15 protein-coding genes and 1 pseudogene are annotated in these 19,236 nt (G+C 42.5%); 6 read left to right on the plus strand and 10 right to left on the minus strand.

What is annotated here, in order from left to right; genetic code table 11:
* The first annotated feature begins 220 nt into the window (after positions 1 to 220).
* Positions 221 to 844 (plus strand): helix-turn-helix transcriptional regulator, encoded by a 624-nt coding sequence (locus AC6H04_RS12235; RefSeq protein WP_497571938.1) that lies wholly within the window; start codon positions 221 to 223, stop codon positions 842 to 844.
* A gap of 377 nt (positions 845 to 1,221) precedes the next feature.
* Positions 1,222 to 3,825, plus strand: a complete 2,604-nt coding sequence (locus AC6H04_RS12240; RefSeq protein ID WP_497571939.1) for a KxYKxGKxW signal peptide domain-containing protein — start codon at positions 1,222 to 1,224, stop codon at positions 3,823 to 3,825.
* Between the two features lie 222 nt (positions 3,826 to 4,047).
* Here the strand turns inward: AC6H04_RS12240 and AC6H04_RS12245 are convergent, their stop codons facing one another.
* From AC6H04_RS12245 to AC6H04_RS12265, 5 genes are all read right to left on the minus strand, one after another.
* Positions 4,048 to 4,392, minus strand: a complete 345-nt coding sequence (locus AC6H04_RS12245; RefSeq protein WP_497571940.1) for a DUF1648 domain-containing protein — start codon at positions 4,390 to 4,392, stop codon at positions 4,048 to 4,050.
* 173 nt (positions 4,393 to 4,565) lie between these two features.
* Complete coding sequence (locus AC6H04_RS12250) at positions 4,566 to 6,575, minus strand: FtsX-like permease family protein (RefSeq protein WP_497571941.1); 2,010 nt, start codon at positions 6,573 to 6,575, stop codon at positions 4,566 to 4,568.
* Positions 6,575 to 7,390 (minus strand): ABC transporter ATP-binding protein, encoded by an 816-nt coding sequence (locus AC6H04_RS12255; RefSeq protein ID WP_497571942.1) that lies wholly within the window; start codon positions 7,388 to 7,390, stop codon positions 6,575 to 6,577. The genes AC6H04_RS12250 and AC6H04_RS12255 overlap by 1 nt, the downstream gene beginning before the upstream one ends.
* A 180-nt stretch (positions 7,391 to 7,570) precedes the next feature.
* Positions 7,571 to 8,545, minus strand: a complete 975-nt coding sequence (locus tag AC6H04_RS12260) for a sensor histidine kinase (protein ID WP_497571943.1) — start codon at positions 8,543 to 8,545, stop codon at positions 7,571 to 7,573.
* Positions 8,538 to 9,245, minus strand: coding sequence for a response regulator transcription factor (locus AC6H04_RS12265; RefSeq protein ID WP_497571944.1), 708 nt, complete (start codon positions 9,243 to 9,245; stop codon positions 8,538 to 8,540). Before AC6H04_RS12265 ends, AC6H04_RS12260 begins: the two co-directional genes overlap by 8 nt.
* A 419-nt stretch (positions 9,246 to 9,664) precedes the next feature.
* On the opposite strand from AC6H04_RS12265, the pseudogene AC6H04_RS12270 reads away from it, so the two are divergent.
* Together AC6H04_RS12270 and AC6H04_RS12275 are read left to right on the plus strand one after the other, a co-directional pair.
* A pseudogene (locus AC6H04_RS12270) lies at positions 9,665 to 10,437 on the plus strand (ATP-binding protein).
* Positions 10,438 to 10,645: 208 nt separating this feature from the next.
* Positions 10,646 to 11,485 carry an arylamine N-acetyltransferase family protein gene (locus AC6H04_RS12275; protein ID WP_497571945.1) on the plus strand — a complete coding sequence of 280 codons (840 nt, stop codon included), beginning with the start codon at positions 10,646 to 10,648 and terminating at the stop codon, positions 11,483 to 11,485.
* A 220-nt stretch (positions 11,486 to 11,705) separates the two neighbouring features.
* On the opposite strand, the gene AC6H04_RS12280 is transcribed toward AC6H04_RS12275, so the two are convergent.
* From AC6H04_RS12280 to AC6H04_RS12300, 5 genes are all read right to left on the minus strand, one after another.
* On the minus strand, positions 11,706 to 11,990 hold the full coding sequence (locus tag AC6H04_RS12280) for a helix-turn-helix domain-containing protein (protein ID WP_497571946.1): 285 nt from the start codon (positions 11,988 to 11,990) through the stop codon (positions 11,706 to 11,708).
* Complete coding sequence (locus AC6H04_RS12285) at positions 11,987 to 12,337, minus strand: type II toxin-antitoxin system RelE/ParE family toxin (RefSeq protein ID WP_497571947.1); 351 nt, start codon at positions 12,335 to 12,337, stop codon at positions 11,987 to 11,989. Before AC6H04_RS12285 ends, AC6H04_RS12280 begins: the two co-directional genes overlap by 4 nt.
* 222 nt (positions 12,338 to 12,559) lie before the next feature.
* Positions 12,560 to 13,654, minus strand: a complete 1,095-nt coding sequence (xerS, locus tag AC6H04_RS12290) for a tyrosine recombinase XerS (RefSeq protein WP_497571948.1) — start codon at positions 13,652 to 13,654, stop codon at positions 12,560 to 12,562.
* 64 nt (positions 13,655 to 13,718) lie between these two features.
* Positions 13,719 to 15,692 (minus strand): glycosyltransferase-like membrane protein, encoded by a 1,974-nt coding sequence (locus tag AC6H04_RS12295; RefSeq protein ID WP_497571949.1) that lies wholly within the window; start codon positions 15,690 to 15,692, stop codon positions 13,719 to 13,721.
* A 13-nt stretch (positions 15,693 to 15,705) separates the two neighbouring features.
* Positions 15,706 to 16,362: a phosphatase PAP2 family protein gene (locus AC6H04_RS12300; RefSeq protein ID WP_497571950.1), complete on the minus strand. Its 657-nt coding sequence runs from the start codon at positions 16,360 to 16,362 to the stop codon at positions 15,706 to 15,708.
* A gap of 388 nt (positions 16,363 to 16,750) precedes the next feature.
* Here AC6H04_RS12300 and AC6H04_RS12305 point away from each other — a divergent pair, with 388 nt between their 5' ends.
* Together AC6H04_RS12305 and cls are read left to right on the plus strand one after the other, a co-directional pair.
* A complete protein-coding gene (locus AC6H04_RS12305) occupies positions 16,751 to 17,620 on the plus strand; it encodes a bifunctional 5,10-methylenetetrahydrofolate dehydrogenase/5,10-methenyltetrahydrofolate cyclohydrolase (protein ID WP_497571951.1) in 870 nt (289 codons plus the stop codon).
* A 110-nt stretch (positions 17,621 to 17,730) separates the two neighbouring features.
* On the plus strand, positions 17,731 to 19,185 hold the full coding sequence (gene cls / locus AC6H04_RS12310; RefSeq protein ID WP_497571952.1) for a cardiolipin synthase: 1,455 nt from the start codon (positions 17,731 to 17,733) through the stop codon (positions 19,183 to 19,185).
* Positions 19,186 to 19,236 lie beyond the last annotated feature (51 nt).

Here is a 19,236-nt window from a genome sequence, read left to right on the forward strand (position 1 = left end):
CAACAAAAACTGAGCTTTTTTTAGTTTAGCTGATTAAACCTTGCTAAATTAGGCTTGTTTTCTGAAGAAAATTTATAATTGATAAAAAAACAGCCAAAACTTCTCAAAATTTCTTGAGTCGTTTTGGCTGTATGCGAGGTCAGTCAATCTCTGAATAAACTTGGCTTTAAAGCGATGTCAACTCATTTTGACACCATTAAATGACCAATGACAGCCAAATTTGGCTGAAATAATATCGGTTATGCGCTACATTAATATTGAACGGGAGGTGGTAACGACGGATATTCATAATCAAATCAAACTTAACCGAGAACGATTAGGACTAACACAGGATGAACTTGCTTCAAAGCTGTACGTGTCGCGGCAAACGATTTCCAACTGGGAAACGGCGCACAGTTATCCTGATTTAGAGAATCTGCTGCGGTTAAGTGTTCTGTTTGATGTTTCTCTGGATGATTTACTGAAAGGAGACGTGACGGTGATGAAACATGAATTAAGCTACGCACGCACCAGCAAATGGGCCTGGCTAATGACTGTCATGCTGGGAATAAGTGCACTATCAATTGGACCATCAATCAAGTTTTGGGGCTGGTGGGGCTTGGTGTTACCTGTTTTATTAGTAAATATTTCGCTGTATGCTGGCATGAAGATAGAACGTTGGAAAGGACAACATCAACTGAAAACTTATAGTGAGATCATTGCCTTCGAAAAGAATAAAGTCATCGATGAAAATGAACGTCAGCGCAACGCAATAAAAGATCAAGTTGTTTTCGTTGTCACCATGCTGCTGTTTATTATAGGAGCTGGCGGGTTGGCTCTGCTTGGATTTTGGTTAGTTAAGTAAATATTGGGTTGAAAATTAAAGAAGTTATGATTTTAACTCACCTCAAAATCATAGCTTCTTTTTAACTGTGCCGATAATTACCCAACAGCAGCTTTCCAAAATTGGAATCGTTTTCCATAACTGTAAATTAATTTAAAAATTAGCAGTAAAAGTGGTTGACCTCCTCCAAATTTTTAGAGTATTATACCGGTAAAGATAGCGTTTATGCTTCTACAAAAAAAACAATGGTATACGCTATAAATTATATGCTGACGATTACCTTTATATAATTTATATTTGCGAATATCAGAAAGCTAGTCATCAAACATGAGAACTTGATGCTAGTTTGTTTGGGGAGAATTAGTAGCTAACGTTTTTCTTCAGAAGGGGGAAACATCATGAATAGAGAATCGAAGTATCAGAAGTTGCTGACTGACACAAGCATTAGAAAACGACACGTCAAATTATATAAAGTTGGTAAGAAATGGGTAGCAATGGGGATTATAGTAGCCGCCTTTGGCATCGTTGGTGTTTCAACCACCGCTTCTGCTGCAACAGAAGCATCAGCAAATGAAATTAACACGGCCAATCAAAATGACAGCCAGAATCCGCTTCAAAGTAAAGCGGTGAATTTAACTGCAACCACTAAACCTGCACAACCAGCAAATCAAGGCGAGGAACCTTCCGGAGACGATAACCAACCAGCGCAAGTTGCTGCTGAGCAAAAAAATGCACCAAGTGGTACTACCGGTGGCGATAGCTTAAATGAACCAACAAAAACGCCATCAGTAACTGATGAAAATGATCAATCGGCTAAGGTAACCGCTTTAGGTGATGCGACAGCTGCTGATATTGAAGTAGCTAAAAAACAAGCAACAGCTGCTTACAAACAAACTGGACAGGCTCAGGTCATCACCGCTGTCTCAGATGAACAAGCACCTGCTTCCGAGGTAATTCAACAACAAGCTGATGTTGCATTACAAAAGGTTGACGAATCAATTAAACAAGCGATGGCGGATAATGACATTACTCTCGATAAGGTGACGCATTCAGGTAACTATTACACTTACTTTGGTAGTACACCTTGGGTTGAAAACGTTCGTTACACCGATCTAGCAAACCGAGTTCAGAGCTTTGAAGATCGCAAAGTGGGTAGTATTGTTGCTGAAACCCAGGTTCTCACTGATCCTACACAAGCCCTCCAGAAACTGTCTGATGCCGGCATTCATGTGAGCGTCTTAATTCAAACCAAATTTACCTCTGAACAACTATTTAACACAGATTATGATTACAAAACAACATTAATCAACAACGGAGATGGCTATTCCGGACAGGTTATTACAAGTCGCCCATACGCAATGGCTGATAGAGCTACTCAAACTATCACGTTCAAAAATGATTCTGCAGGTGGCGATGTGCTTAATATTCGAGTTACCTCAGAATTGAAAGACGCTACCCAGATGGTCAATGATGAAATTGCGAGTCTGGAAGCTCAAGGGTACATTTTAGTCTCGAATAACTATCAAGAACCGGACACCACCATGACCAGTGAGCAGGCTTTAAGTATCATTGAAGAAAAGTTGAAAACGGACATTGACCAATATAATGACGCAAACGGGACGGATTATCAATTTGCATTTGATTATGTTGGTGCCTATGAATCAGGCAATACCCCTGGAGTCGAGCATCGGCTAATGTTATCTTCTGAAAAGTTAGGCCATGACGCATGGGACGAGGACGTCAGCAATTATGTCAACCAAACATTTGGTTATAACCCTGACCTTGAGGATGCCTCAATTGATATGAATGATACAATTGACGGTTTAACTTCAGATGGTGACGAAGTTAGATTCGTATTTAGCGAAGGTTCTTCTAGCGATGGAAATGAGGTATTTCATGAGCGATTTGATCGACTTAAAGAAGAAGCAATTTACCATCAAATTCATGACGACACTATAGCGCTTTCTAACATGCTCAGCAACGATAGCTCTCTGAGTGCCGCTTTTGAAGTATTACGGGCTAATAATCAGTCTGTTTCTGTCAGTGCTGCACCAACGTATGTTGATACAACACTGACGTATACTGCTGGAGACCTAGAATGGGATCCTGAAACGCAGTCTAACAAACTGAATAATCCGGTACAACGAACGGTGACCATTAAGGGACTTACGAATGATTCGCTTAAAGTACTCTTTATGGGGTCAGGTGTAAAGACTGGCGGGGTCCCCGCTGACACCAATTTTGAAGTCCATTTCGTTCAGGCCGCTTTAAGTTCCGATTCACCACAGATTAGAACTGAGATTTCCGAAGGCCTTTCGGTTACACATGATGATTACTACGATTACACGGCATCAGGAACACCCGGTGATGGCATCCAAGTCAAGACTGAGATTCCCGAAGGCCTCTCGGTTACACATGATGATTACTACGATTACACGGCACCAGGAACACCTGGTGATGGCATCCAGGTCAAGACGGAGATTCCCGAAGGCCTTTCGGTTACACATGATGATTACTACGATTACACAGCACCAGGAACACCCGGTGATGGCATCCAGGTCAAGACGGAAATCCCTGATGGTGTTTCGGTAACGCCTGATCATTATTACAATCACTTGGTACCAGAGGGACCATCCGTAACACCGGAACAGGATAATGATACTATCCCAACACCACCAGTAACTAACGAACCTGAGACTCCCGAAACACAGCCGCTAACTGAAGGACCCGCCGAAAAGGGAACAGGAACCGTTGGCGACAACACTGCGACTAAAGTTGAGCATATGTCAGTAGAACATCTTAACGATCAAAATAGTGTCCAAACTACTAGTAACCAATCCAACAATACTCAGATAATAGATCAACAAGGTTCTCAGCAATTACCGCAGACAAGCGAAACAACTTCTTCTAAGGGAGCTACTTTATTGGGCTTAAGTGCATTATTGTCTGAAATTGGCTTACTAATCATGGGTAAGAGTCGAAGAAAACGGCATTTAAACTGATTCATGTTCTTCTATATGTCGTGAATTGAGTCTGAATAGTTAATGTTTTCGATTTTTCTCCAACAGAAATTGAAGAGTCGTCTGTTTACTAAATCCAAATATCCAATATAAAAACCAGATTTTCCGTCATCGAGAAAATCTGGTTTTTATATTGGATTTAGAACATTTAAGGGGAAATATAAAACAAAGTGATAAACAAAGGTAACCAATTGAAACAATCCATCAGTGCAACCAACCCAATTGATAAAGCTGTAGTCCACCAAATATCAACAAAACAACGAAGATGAAGCTTATAAAGCGCCATTCTCGATAAGTGATGATCGTCATGGTCTCCAAACCGTCTCGCTTTCGCCTGGAATAAGCAAGTCGATCACAGATGAAAGTAATGACCACCAACAGTATTGGTTGTAAAAACAAGCCTGCTCGATTGCCCCAGCTATCAGCCATACCAGTATCATTAAAATGCATGACGACGTGATGGGGCGCAGCAAAAAATAATATCAAAGTAAAGACCAAAGAAATCAGTACCATTCCCCAAACTAAGAAGCGAAAGTGTTTCATTGCCATTGACCTTCTTCCATCGTTAACACGACTTGTATTACTCAAAGACAACTTGTTAGCGTTTACCGACTATTTTAAATATATTTTGACACTAACTGATCGCAATTGCTACAAAAAAAGTGCCGACAATTAATCATCGACACTCAAAACTTATTACGTAACTATCAATAGTTGTGTTGCTACTTCACTATCCTGTAGTAAACTTGTGCAGTTGCCTTATACATAATGACATATACAACAGCAAAGACTGCAAGCGTTGCTGCAACGATGCCAACAAATTGTCCCCAGTTGTAGATACCAAAAAGGGTGAGGAGCCGTTGGATAAACGGTGTGACCACGGCAGTATGGACGGCGGCTACCAGCAGTGGAATATAGAATAGGGTCAGCAGTTGAGAATTAATCGTAGCGCGAACTTCACGTTCGGTTAAACCAACTTGTTGAAGAATTTGATATCGTTTAGCATCTGCAAGGCCTTCTGCCACCTGTTTATAGTACAAAATTAGTGCTGTTGCCAAGACGAAGATGATCCCAATGAGAATCCCCATGAAGAGAAAAGCGCTCATCCAGTTGAGAATATCTTTACGGTTTTGGGCAGCGCTGGTCGCATTAACCGTACCAAGATTAGCGTGTTTAACTGCATTAGTCATCGCAATTTGATTAGAATCTGATCCTTTTAGATTTAAATAGACCGTTGTCTGCATGCTCCCCAGAGCTGTCATGATGCCTTTTTCAGCCTTGGGACTCAACGAACGGGCCGCTTGTAAAATTGCATTATTATCCTTGAAAACTAGCAGGCCGTTATTGACCGCGACACTTTTAACCGTATAGGGCATTGCCGCAGTCCCCTGAACTTGCATTCTCCGCGAACCAAAGTACAGCTGTGTGCGTTTCGCTTTATTGGTAGTACCTAAGAGGATACTATCTCCAGCAAGCTTAACATGCTTACCAGTCATTTGATTGTAGCTTGCCAAGGTCATGATACTGACATTTACAAGGCTTTTGTTAGGCCCAAACGTGCCGTTATAATCTTTATCACTGGCTAAACTGACCCGCTCAGTCCCAAGCTTAACTGGCAAGGCAGCGCTGATTGTCGCAACGCTGCGCTTAGTGATCGTCACATGGTGCTTTTTGGCAATCGCTGCCACGCCTTCCTGATTTTGCGCTGGTGTGACACCATTTTTTGAACGTTTTTCAGCCGTCGTCAGACGAATATATTGAAAATCGGTAGGGTTATTCATACTGACGATTTGAGGAACACCGAGATAAAGGGTGATCGTGGTAGCAATGGTAACCAACGTCATGGTAGCTAAAATGGCAATCGAAGCGAGCCCGGCACCATTTTGGCGCATCCGATGAATCATATTAGCAACGTTAATAAAATGGGCTGGTTGGTAATAATATTTTTTGTTCAAGCGCAGTCGTTTGTAAATAAAAACAGATCCGGCAATGAATAAGGCGTACGTACCGATAATCACCAAAACCACCGCAATGAAGAACCACTGTAAGGCGCCAAGCGCGTCGGTAATCCCAATTGAAGCGGCATACCCGATAATGGTCGTGATGATACCGACGATCAGCAGTAACCAGCGCGTTTTGGGCTCGCGTTCACCAGCACTGACAGCCTGCAGCATCGCCAGTGGCTGATGAGTACGGAGCCAGTTAGCATCTAACAGTACCAGCAATATGAAAATGAGGGCGATCACTGTAGCGGTCTGTACAATTGGCTGGGGATTTATACCAAAGGCAGTCTTACCGGGTACGCCAATCATTTTCCCTAAAATCAAATAACTCAAGCGAGAGAAGGCTGTACCAAAGACAACACCACCCACGATGCTGATCAGTGCACAAATAGCTAATTCAGCAGCTACCATCCGCCGTAGCTCCCGCTTACCAAAGCCAATCACGCTGTAAAGCGCAAGCTGCTTAGTTCGCTGCTTTAACAAAAAGCCATTGGCATACCAAGCTAGAATAACCGCGAGAACAATCATGACGTAAGCGCCGTACTTGAACATCTCACCGACTCCTGCTTGAATACCCACAGTGGTATTTGCAAAAATGGTTTTGACATTACTATGGGCCGAAAGGATGACGAGGTTCATGATTGTGAGTAAAGTCATCGCCAGGATAAAGGGGACAAAAATACGTTTATGCGCCCGAATATTGGTGGCAGCTAAACGGAAGTAAAACATTAGTCTGCCTCCTTTTTAGTTACAGTGGCTGCTGAAGAGCCATTAGACTGGTTACTTTCATCCTGTTTAGCCAGCATCGCCGTCATCGTGTCGCTTATTTTCACAAGCATTTCATCTTGAGTCAGATCGCCACGGTACAGCTGATGGAACAGACGGCCGTCACGGATGAACAAAACTCGCTGAGCATGACTGGCAGCCACAGCCGAGTGAGTGACCATCACAATCGTTTGCCCTTCGGCATTTAATTCAGCAAAGAGTTTGAGCAGTTCATCAGCCGTATGCGAATCTAAGGCTCCAGTGGGTTCATCCGCTAATAGCAGCTCGGGATCGGTAATCAGGGCGCGAGCTGCTGCCACCCGCTGTTGCTGCCCGCCAGATAGTTCATAGGGGAACTTCTCCAACTTATCAGCTAGTCCCAGCTGTGGTGCCAGTGTTTTCACCCGTTTCTCCATTTCAGGGACAGCTGTTTTATTCAAAACTAGTGGCAACAAGATATTATCCTTAACATTAAAAGTATCTAGTAAGTTAAAGTCTTGGAAAACGAAACCCAAGTGCTCCCGACGGAATTTAGCTGATTGATTTTCGGGTATGGTGCTGAGTTCAGTACCATTTAAATTGATACTGCCCGCTGTAGGTTTATCCAGCGCGGCAATGAGGTTAAGCAGCGTACTTTTCCCAGAGCCGGATTCCCCCATGATGGCCACGTATTCACCGGTCTCAACGGATAATGAAATATCAGTCAATGCTTTGACTGCGTTAGCATTGAAGCGAGTGTGATAGGTTTTGGCGACGTTCTTAAGTTCTAGAATTGGCATGTTTTTCCTCCTAAATGAGTGACACGATGAGTTATCATCTCGCTCTTGATTTCATATATGTCTATCATATCTCCCTGATAGGAAAGTTGATACTTACGATGTAGCACCCAACCTTACATTGTTGTAAGCTAAAAAGCACCACTAGTTGATATCATTGCTAGTCGTGCTTATTTGTATCATCTATTCAATCTTCCAGGTTTGCTGCGCCAGGTGCAAGAAAACTTGTGTACCAACCCCAACTTGAGAGTCTACGCTGAGCTTGAGGCCGAGTTTTTCCGCAATCGTTTGACTCATAGCTAAGCCAAGGCCACTGGCTTTTTGATTCATCCGACCATTGTAGCCTGAGAAACCCGGTTCAAACAAGCGAGGCAGATCGGTGGCAGTAATGCCAATACCCGTATCAGCGATCACAATCGCATCTCCCTTGACGTAGACGTGCACACCGCCAGTTTCGGTATATTTGGCGGCGTTAGTGAGAATCTGTTCAAAAATAAAACTAATCCATTGCGTGTCAGTGACCACCGTGGGTAGCGCGTCCACTTGCACTGCCAAATTTTTACCAATAAAGAGATCGGCTAAATCACGGACAACGCTTTTGACCAGCGGTGTAAGTGGTACTGGTGACAATACAAGGTCACGATTCACGTCATTCATCTTAATGTAGGTCAGCATCATCTGGACGTACCGGTCAATCCGTTTAACTTCAGTCCTTGCTTCCTTGATATCAACGGGCGGTACCTGGAGCAGAAGGTCTAATGCAGATAACGGTGTCTTCATTTGGTGGCTCCATAGAGCGAAATTATCGCTAAGCGCCTGTGCTTGTTTTTGAACTGAAACTTGGGTGGAAAGCCGTAGCTGATTTTGAGTGCTTATAATTGCCTGATAGCGTTCGTCCATGACATTCAGCGGTGCTGGCATGTGTGAGAGCGGATCCTCCTCAGGTGTCATCACTAACTGGCGGTAGTGGGTCAACCACCGATAAGCATCAAAAGCGAGTACCGGTAAGAGAAAAGCAGCCCCAATCACCAAGCCATCTAATAATGCAACAAAAGGGAGATCCTCGAGAAAGATGATTCCGGCACTGATGAGCAGAACTAGAAATAGGATTATCCAGACTAGTGTCCGTGCTTTCAAATAAGCAACAAAATCATGCATCAGGCGTCACCGCCAATCGATAACCGGTGCCACGAACCGTTTGAATAGCGATATCAAGCCCAATTGGCGCAACTTTTTGCCGGAGCCTGGTCATGGTGACCGCCAAAGTATTCTGATCGATAAAAGCATCATTTTCCCAAAGTTTACGGATAATATCTTCGCGTTTAACGACTGCCCCTGGTGTTTTAAAGAGCATCCGCACAATCCGTGTTTCGGTTGGCGTTAAGTCAATGCTCTGAGCAGGGGTGGCGTCTTGCTTCACCCGAGTTACCCGATTATCTAAGGCAGCCAGTTCAAACGACCCAGCATGATATATACCATCAGTCTGCTGGTATTCATAAGTCCGGCGAAGCAAACCCTGGATCTTTGCTAAAAGAACCGGTAGTTCAATGGGTTTGGTCAGAAAATCATCCGCACCCATGTTCATCGCCATTACTAGGTTCATGTCATCACTCACACTCGTTAAAAAGATCACCGGTACTTTCGATTTTTGCCGTATCAACTCTAGCCAGTGAAACCCATTGAAGTAAGGTAGCCGGATATCCATCAGTACCAGGTTAGGCACACTATCAGCAATTTCAGCATCAACGTGTGCAAAATTGCCAACGGTGGTGACTGTGTAGCCCCATTGTTCCAAATATTGTGCGATAGTGTGGGCAATGGTGGGCTCGTCTTCAACTAGAAAAATGGTTTGTGTCATGTTAGCCTCCGAAGAATGTAAATTTGTTAACTAGGTGGTGTAGGAGCAACCCGTAGCAAATCAATTGCAAGCATTGTGCTAATCACACCAATCGTCAGTAATGCAAATGAAAGCTGAATACATAGCCACCGTGCCAGTAAATACCCCTAAACATCCTTTATTCATCAAAATTCTGCCGTTTAGTTTAATTTAAACATAAAAGCAGGGTGGTGACAAAGGTCAGCTCAGATAGCTTAACCTATTGCGACAAAAAATTTGTGGGGTTTTAGACTGCTATCCAGGAGATATTATTTGTTGTTTTCAAAAATGGGCGATTAATTTCTGTTTTTTAAGGATTTCGTATCTCCAACATGAAGTATGGCTCATATTTTGAACTATTTCCGCAAAATATGAACCATACTTCATATTTAGGTGATGCCATGATTGAACGACCGGCGTACTTGGAACAATTAATCAAATTGAAGGATAACGATATGATAAAAGTGATCACTGATGTCAGAAGGTCCGGCAAGTCAGTATTACTAATGTTGTATCGTGATTATTTGTTAGCCCATGGAATTACAGACCTATTATCATTTTGAAAGTTTAGAAGTTATCAACGTTAGGGATGCAGACCAGTTGAGAGATTTACTATTGAGTAAATTAAAAAAGGGCGTCCATCAATACGTGATGTTAGATGAAATTCAAATGGTTACGGAATGGCAACAAATCGTGAACGCTATTAGGGTGAGTTGTGATTGCGATATTGTCATTACTGGCTCAAACGCCAAAATGCTATCTGGTGAATTAGCTACTTTGCTTAGCGGTAGGTATGTTGAAATTAGAATCTATCCGTTTTCGTTTAAAGAATATCTTGCTGCAATTGGTGTTGATAAGAATTCTAGGCAGGTTCCTAAAGCATTTGACAACTACGAACGATTTGGCGGATTTCCAGCAGTGGTATTGAGTAGCCAAACAATATGTGGGAAAGATTGATTAGCAGGAAATCGATTTTGTTGCGAGAAAAAGTGAAGATCTCAGATATATTCAAGTTACCTACGAATTACCGCAGAATACTCATGAAACAGATAACTTACTGAAAATTACTGATAACTACAAGAAAACACTGATTACACAACAATTTTATCCGGATATTAAAATGATTGATGGTGTCGAGGTTGTCAATGTAATGGACTGGCTGTTAGAAAATTGACACTATTGAATCGGGTATGAGCTCTAGATATTGACAATAGGAAGAAACATAAAAGTATCTAGAACTTCATTTTTCGATAACCTTCTCTCAGTTCAAAATCAGGCTTTTAAACATAGATTATGTACCTTTGATTTAATTTAATAATTCAGGTAAGCTATAATTAATAGTTAATTTTATAAAATGAAATTTATGCACGGGAAGTGATAGAGTGGCATGGTCCAGAGGCATGACCTGGGAGAATTATTTTGAAATACCCCGGGAATTTAAAGATTTATATCTTAAAAAATTGGGTATTAAACAACGAACGCCTTCACAGCAATATTTAAACGAACTTGTCCGGAAACACCATTTTGTTTTTCCTGTTGAGAACCTAGATATAACAGACTTTCACGTACCCATTCATATCGATCCACAAAGCTTAATGAACAAGCTGTTACTGAAGTCCAGAGGTGGGTTTTGCTTTGAACTTAATGGTGCCTTTTCTTTGCTCCTGAAGGCGTTAGGTTTTGATGCGTGGTTGTGTCCATGCCGCCCCCTTCAGCATGCAGAATCCTGTCCAGTACCTGCAACGCATTGCGCGATTCTAATTACTTTGAATGGTAAAACTTATTTTGCAGACGTTGGCTACGGCGGTCCTGTTCCTGCTGAAGCTATAGAATTTCAGGAGAACCAATTACAGACGGTAGAAAAAGAAACCTTTTATTTTCAAAAAAGTGGCATATCGCCAGACGATAAAACGTCCAAGCCCACACAGTCTGGCTGGTATACACTGATTCGAAAATCACCAAATACGGGTCGAACCATGTCACTAATGCAAATGGCACCAATTCAACAGTATCTGTGTGATTTCTACGGTCAATCTTTGTTAAGGTCAAGCGGGGATAGTGCTTATGAAGAACGTCAAGTATCATTGCGGTATCCCGATGGGTTTGCTAATCTCCACGAAAAAACGCTAACGGTAGTGAGAGCTGGGCAACGCCAAGTATCACAAATTAATGACTCAGACTTACCCTTTGTACTCAAAAAGTATTTCGGAATTATTGTGTAGATTTAAGGTAGAACTAATCAAAGCCAGATTTCCTTTAGAATGGGAAATCTGGCTTTTCTATAATTCATTCGATTGTGAAAGTAGGATATCAAATACACTAAGAAAATATAAAACAAGAAACGTTCCAAGCCAAAATCATGAAACAGAAAGTTCAATATAAGGTCCATTTTAACTAAACAATTTATAACCAAGTAGTTCTCAAAACCATTGCTATCTGCTCTTAATAAACGGGGCTAAATTGAATCGTCAATCGTTGATTCGTAGCCTGGGCAATCTCAGATAATAGCTTAGTTGAAGCATTCATTGAACCATTTTCAATTCTAGCAATAGTCGATTGAGGTTTACCAACTAAACTAGCAAAATCACGTTGACTCATCCCCATATTTTCACGTAGTTCGCGTACCTTAACAGCGACTTCTAAGTTAATATTTTCTTGCTCAACGAGTTTTGCAAACTCAGGATTATTTTTACTTCTTTCAGCAACATATTCATCAATTTTACTCATTGTTTATTCTCCTCATTAAAATATTGGGTTCGCCGATTTCGAGCAATCATCTTTTCGCTTTCCGGTGTTTTGTTCGTTTTTTTCGTAAATGCATTTGTGATCAAGTACTGAGACCCTTGTACTTGGAAATAGACAGCTCTTTGAATATTTGAGGCTCGCTTAGAACGAATTTCATAAAGGTTATTTTCTAGTTTCTTCACCCATAATTGACGTTCTGCAACAACCAAACCGTAATGTTCAATATTTTGAATGGTTGCAACTAACTTGGCCGCATCTTTATCAGGCAACTGATCTAAAAATTGTTTAAACTCATTCCAATCATAATAATCAAACACTATTTTTTTCATAGTTTTATGATAGCTTACTTGCTATCATAAAGCAAACGTTTTGCATTCTATTCTCTCAATACAAGGGGATATCACGCAAAAAGTCTTCAATAGAGTAATACCGGAATTTGTTTAGCCCTAAAATACAAAAGTATTCAAAATAGGATCAATAAAAGCCAGATCTCCTTGTCTTTTGTCTAAGGAAATCTGGCTTTTCTATCTTTCATTTTTGTTGAGGAAAACTTATTTCCTGTTATTATCCTCATGCAACCGGTTCAACGCTTTCCGTTGCTGTGTATCAATAATATGCGTATACAACCCCGTAGCGGAAGTCGAGCTTTGACCTAGCTGAGTAGCAACCAAATGTTCATTCTTGGTTTCTAAATACAGCTTAGAAGCTAAAGTATGGCGTAGCTTATGTGGCGTGATTCGCACGTGGTTAAATGCAGTGGAGTATTTTGCCACCAATAATTCCACCGTTGCTGGCTTGATTCGGCGAGGTTCATCCGTACCCATAGTGAGAAACAGCGCCGGCGTATTAGCAGTCGCATGATAACGGGGACGACGAATGCTAATGTAGCGGGCTAAATAGGGTAGCACCCACTTCGCAATCGGCACTGAATCCCACTTACCGCCTTTACGCCGAACCGTCACATTCGCGGCTTTAAGACTGAGATGGCCAACATCCATATTCGTCAGCTCAGAGACTCGGATGCCAGTCCCCAACATCAAAGCGTTAATGGCAACGTCCCGTTCACGGTCGCGTTGATAGTAACGCAGTCGTTTCTGATCCAAGCGTTCACCATATTTATCTTGGATAAAGTTTAAGTAGGCTTTATCCTGGTCACCCAACATTAACTGATCTTTGATATGACTGGCACGAGTCGCATAGGTTTCGCTGTCTTGAACCAGCGAGATTTTTTTCATCACGTTGCGGTAGAAGTAAGGTTCACCTTCACTGTTTTCCGATTCGGCCGTTAAGAACCGAAATAGCGCCGATAGGGCGTTTAAGGAGCGATTAACGGTGCGGTGTGATAGGGCGCCTTGCGGATGCTGCGCGGTTTGCTTACCACGGTTGAGCAAATAGGATTTATACAACTCCATATCTTGTTTTTTCAAATGTTCAAGGTCTTGCAGGCTGATTTGTTGAATCGAACTAGCAGAAGACACTCCTGTTTCAATCAGCCATTCAAAAAAACGTTTAAATTCGTTCAGATACTGATATAAAGTTGCTGGCGACAATGGCACTGAAGACTTCGCTAAATAGTAGTCACCAACGTAGTCAGGCAGTTCACTTACCAACTGTTCATTATGTGCAACATAGGCCGAATGATCCACTAGGATACCCCCTTTTTAAGATTAGGAACATGTGTTCTAATTATACCATGAATTTGTTTACACATCACCGAGCTCGTGAAAAGGCATAAACAAACGACCAATAAGGGTACTGTGCTTGATCAATTTTCAGTGGATACGGTGCTAGACGGTACGATAGCGTCTTAGTGATCAGTACAGACTGTGAGCGTTGCAAATCATTTCTCAACTGAATCCGATATTTACCCGCTGGCAGTGGACGCTTTAACGCTAACGTTTTAAGCGTCCGGTAAAGTTCATAGTGCTGCTGGGTTTGCTCGTTGATCAGCGTACCGCTAAACTCGGCTGCTGGTGCCAGTGAAACTTCAAAATGCTTGGCTTTATGATTGAGCTGAATTTGCTGACTCAAAGTGCCATAGGGTTTAATCTTAGTTTCCTTAGCATCGAATTGTAGTGATAACTGACTCTGTTGTACAGCCACATCGTGTCCCTTGGTAGTGGACAGTGCATGAGGAACCAAAACATAGGTCACCACTAAAGCCACGACTGCTACGAAGGCAAGCCAGCCTTCCTTTTTGGTACGCAGCTTAATTCGTCGCTCGGAAGCAAGTGCCAGACTTGGCACGGTACAAAGAATCCCTAATAGCGGAATCATGACCTGCCCATAGCGGCTTTCTGTCTCCCACAATAGGGTGTGAAAGGCAATATATCCTAAAGCAGTTAAAATAGTTAGCATAATGCGTGGATCATCCGTTGATTTTGACCGTCTTTGCCATAATCGTAAGCATCGGAAGAAGGTTTCAGCATACAACAAGACGAAACCAATCCGCATAATGATCATACCGATCGCCGACAGCTGCAACTCAAATTTTTGATACAGTCTCGGTGCGGCAACGTATCCGCCAGTATAGGCCTTAGGCATGCGTGAGACATTTAATAGGATACTGGCTTTCTCAACCCAGCGTGTCATAACGCCCACGGGGCCTAATTTTGCCAACCGCTCCGGTATCGCCTTACTGAGATAATCCTGCTTGGCCTGCTTTCCCTGAATCGAACTGAGCGTCTCAACGTCCTTAATATCATACCGACCAGCGCCGTGAGGATTATAACTCATCCAAACCCAGTGCATAGCTGGAAAGGCGTATTCATTATTAACGTGGTAGTGACTAGCCGCCTTTATCCCGGCGGATGCTGGTATGGCTAAAACAAAGCCTAGAATGATAATCAGCAACGGAGCCTTGATGACGTTCAACTGCTGCCGATTTTTAAACAGCAGCCAAATCATGACTAGCAAAACCGCCACCAGTAAAACGATCAAGTTGGGCTTGACCACTTCACCAACAATCACTGAAATGAGCAGACCGGTTCCCGTGATGGCTTTTTTATTTTGACTAAAAGATGGCCAACCAATCAAAACGTTAAACACCACGCCTAGGCAAAGCAGCGTTGGTAAATCGGAATAGAAGACCTGTAAATAGTAAGAATAAGCAAACGGACTGACCAAGAAGAACAGGGCAGCCAATAACGCTGAACTATTCTGGTGACTTAAGCGGCGAACTGAACGTAAAATAGCAATAATAAAGGTATCGAGTAAAATAAAGGATAATAAATGGATGCCCCAGTAAGTATCCAGATGAAGCAAGTTCGTCAATTTAAGCCATTGGCCCAAAAGAACTGTCAGCGAGACGTTATTCGGAAACCGCCAGAAGTAAACCGAGTCATTCCAGTTTAAGTTACCGTGACTTAGTTGCTCCGCCTGCACCAGAACCCGAAACGGATCATGGTAAACGGAGGCAGGTAGGAACCGAATCACCAGTAACTGAATGACCATCATTAAAATCACGATCACGGTAAGTATCCAATTCACGGTTTGTTGGGAGAGCTGATTCGTCCATTTTAAATAGAGCGGCTTTAAATACCAGATAGCTAAACAACCCACTAAAATCAAACTCGTTGCCTTAAGATTGATCGGCACGAAAACGTTAGCAATGATACCAATCATCATCGCACAAGCCAATATCAGGGCTAAAACTGATGTCATACTAATTTTTCTGATTCGCATAAGAAACTCCTAGTTAATAATTTGATCCTTTTTGTTGCTGTGATAACGCGTGGCTAAATGATAGGCGTAAAACACCCCACCAGCCCAATGACAGACACAATCCAGCTAGTACGTCGCTAGGATAGTGGACGAACAAATAAATACGGTCAAAGCCCATCATTCCTAGCCATAAAAGGCTGATAAGACTAAGCAAGAAACGAACGGATGCAAAACGACACAACGGCACCACAATCAAAAGGATGACCAATACCATCGTTGCGGTTGAGGTGGTATGACCGCTTGGAAAGCTGTATCCTGCTTGAGCAACTAGTTTTCCCGCTGGCCGTGGACGCTGTATGATCATTTTAAAAATGGCCATCAGGGCGTTAATGCCAACTTGGGCAGTCAATACCCAGCCAGCCTCAAAGTGCCGACGAGACAGCCAAAGTGCTAAAGCGACTAGCAGACAAATCATCATGTTAGTAGTTGGTGTTCCAAGATACGCAAACCACTTGAAAAAAGTGGTCCAACTTGGTTGTCTAATGCTAACTGCTGGTTGCTGTCCCAGGCAATCAATATGAGTGATCCAACTCGCATGAAAGTGAACCCCCGTGGCGAAGATGAGAAAACCTAACCAGCTAAGCACAGCAATTACCCACCGGAAGCGGGTTGCTGGCTGTCGTGAACGCATAATATCAAGTCCTGTCTGTAAAATAATAGCGTATAGTGCTGTTTTAGATATAATCTAATATGACGGTCAGTTTTTCAACTGATAAGAATTGTGAAAATTGTCATCGATTAGATAGTTAACAGCAACCATCCGTAAAAGATACTTTGGAAACATTTTAAATGACTCATGAGCAATTTAATAGTAGACTAAAATAGTTGCAAAAATCGATTTGAATACAAAAATTAAAAAAATTTTAGGATGATAACAGGTAAATTTCACAACAAATCAGTTATAATACGAATATTAGTAGAACTAGTTATCTTTAAGTTCTTATTTTTGAACATTTAGTTCTCTAATCAGCATAAGAGATATTATATTTCCCGTAGAATCCGAAAGGGTGGAGAGAAAATTGATCATAGATGGTAAAGCACTGTCCAATCAGTTAGATAGTGGCATGAAGGCGGAGGTTAAAGCACTTCGTCAACAGGGTATCGAGCCCAAATTAGTTGTTATTATTGTTGGCAACGATCCTGCCAGTCAAATATACGTCCGTAACAAGCACCGAAAGGCCATTAAGCTAGGTATTACTTCCATCATTGAGCGTCGCCCTGCAGACTTCACGCAGGATGAATTACTGGCACTGATCGACCAGTACAACCGCGATGAAACGGTTCATGGTATCCTCGTTCAACTACCATTACCAAAACAAATCGATGAATCGGTGATTATTCGAGCCATCGCTATTGAGAAAGATGTTGATGGCTTCAGTCCCGAAAACGTGGGCAAACTTTTCAGTAACAGTGACGAACACTACCCGGTTTCTTGCACACCCAAGGGCATCATGACGATGCTTGCTTACTACAACATCAACCCAGAAGGACAGCATGCCGTGATCGTTGGAGATTCCAATATTGTTGGCCGACCAATGGGAGCGTTGCTGCTGAACGCTGGCGCAACGGTGACATATACGCATATTCTAACGCAAGATTTGTCGTCATTTACACGGACAGCCGACATTTTGATTGTGGCAACCGGCGTCGCTCATTTAATCAAAGCCAACGATATCAAGCCCGGTGCCACCGTAATCGACGTCGGTATGGATCGGGACGAAAACGGCAAGTTAGTGGGCGATGTTGACTATGATCAGGCTAAAGACGTTGCCGGTGCCATCACGCCCGTTCCAGGTGGGGTAGGTCCCATGACGATTACGTCGCTCATGCAGCAGACCCTTGAACTTACCAAAGTTGCCAACCACCGCACACTAGAAGCAGTTAAATAAGTTAAAATCTAAATATGGCGTCCAGTCTTCATTGTCTAAAATAAATTTCCCCTGTTTTCTGAGCCACTTTTGCGGTAATGTAAAAGTATTATAAAATTGGGGGACAATGTATGAACTGGACGCTATTTTATTTGGTCATTTTTGTTATATTCAGTTTAAACACCGCTGCAGCAGTGTTTACGGTTTTTCGAGAGCGTCGCGATATTGCTGCAACGTGGGCGTGGTTACTGGTGTTAAACCTGTTACCCGTTATTGGTTTTTTGCTGTACGCGCTGCTCGGGCGCAAATTAACCCATCGACAGTTAAATAAGGTGCAACGTCAACCCGACGCTGAATTAACAGACGCCTTGTCACAACAACAGGCCTCACTACCACCATACTCTTCAGGTGATACCCATCAAGAATCCTCCGTTAAAAACATGATTCGCTTATTTCAAAACGTTGATAACGCCTTTGTGACGTTAAATAATCAAACTGAGATTTTTACGGACGGTACAACACTCTTTGAAAATATGCGGCAGGAGATTTTAAATGCACAACACGTTGTTTATGTAGAATTTTATACCTTTTATAACGACCAACTGGGGCAGGAAATGCTCAGCGCGTTGGTTGCCAAGGCACAAGAAGGGGTTACAGTTCGTGTCCTGTACGATTCCTGGGGATCCATGGGCACGAAACGGGACTTCTTTGAGCCCTTGCGTGATGCCGGTGGTTTCGCTGAACCATTCTTGGGCATCCACTCAAACTGGCGTGATTTCCGTCTAAATTTCCGGGATCACCGTAAAATTGTGGCGATTGACGGTTGGACTGGCTACATCGGCGGTTTCAATATCGGTGACCAGTACGTGGGGCGGTCAAAAAAATTCGGTCATTGGCGCGATACCCACATGAAGGTAACGGGAGATGCAGCCTTAGCACTCCAAGAACACTTTATTTCTGACTGGAACGCGACAGTTCCCGATAACGAACTGGAACGAACAATGCAGCACTTTCCTAAAACTAGTGATGAGATTGGTAAAACCATGATGCAAATCGTGACTAGTGGCCCTGATTCTGATATTGAGCAAATTAAATTAGGTTATCTGCGCATGATCAACAGTGCCAGAAAACGACTCTATATTCAAACGCCTTACTTAATTCCCGATGACAGTGTTTTGAATGCTTTACGCAGCGCAACCTTATCTGGCGTCGATGTCCGAATTATGGTTCCACATATGCCAGACCATCCCTTTGTCTATCGAGCAACTCAATACTATGCGCGGTTATTGGCGGAAGATGGCGCCAAAATCTATTTCTATCAAAATGGGTTTATCCATTCCAAAGTTGTCATGATTGATGACGCCATCTCATCTGTTGGTTCCGCTAATATGGATTTTCGAAGTTTCAAACTAAATTTCGAGGCCAACGCCTTCATCTATGATTTTAACGTTTCTCATGAATTGCGAGCAATCTTTGAAAAAGATATTAAACAAAGTGAGCTCATTACCGCAACTGATTTCCGTAACATGTCACTGTGGCTACGCTTCAAACAAGCGGGCTCACGTTTACTTGCACCAATCTTGTAACAAGCCAAAAAATTCCTCAACGTAGGCTAGACGATTTAACAAATTGACTAA

The organism is Secundilactobacillus sp. MJ173 (genome assembly GCF_059704265.1).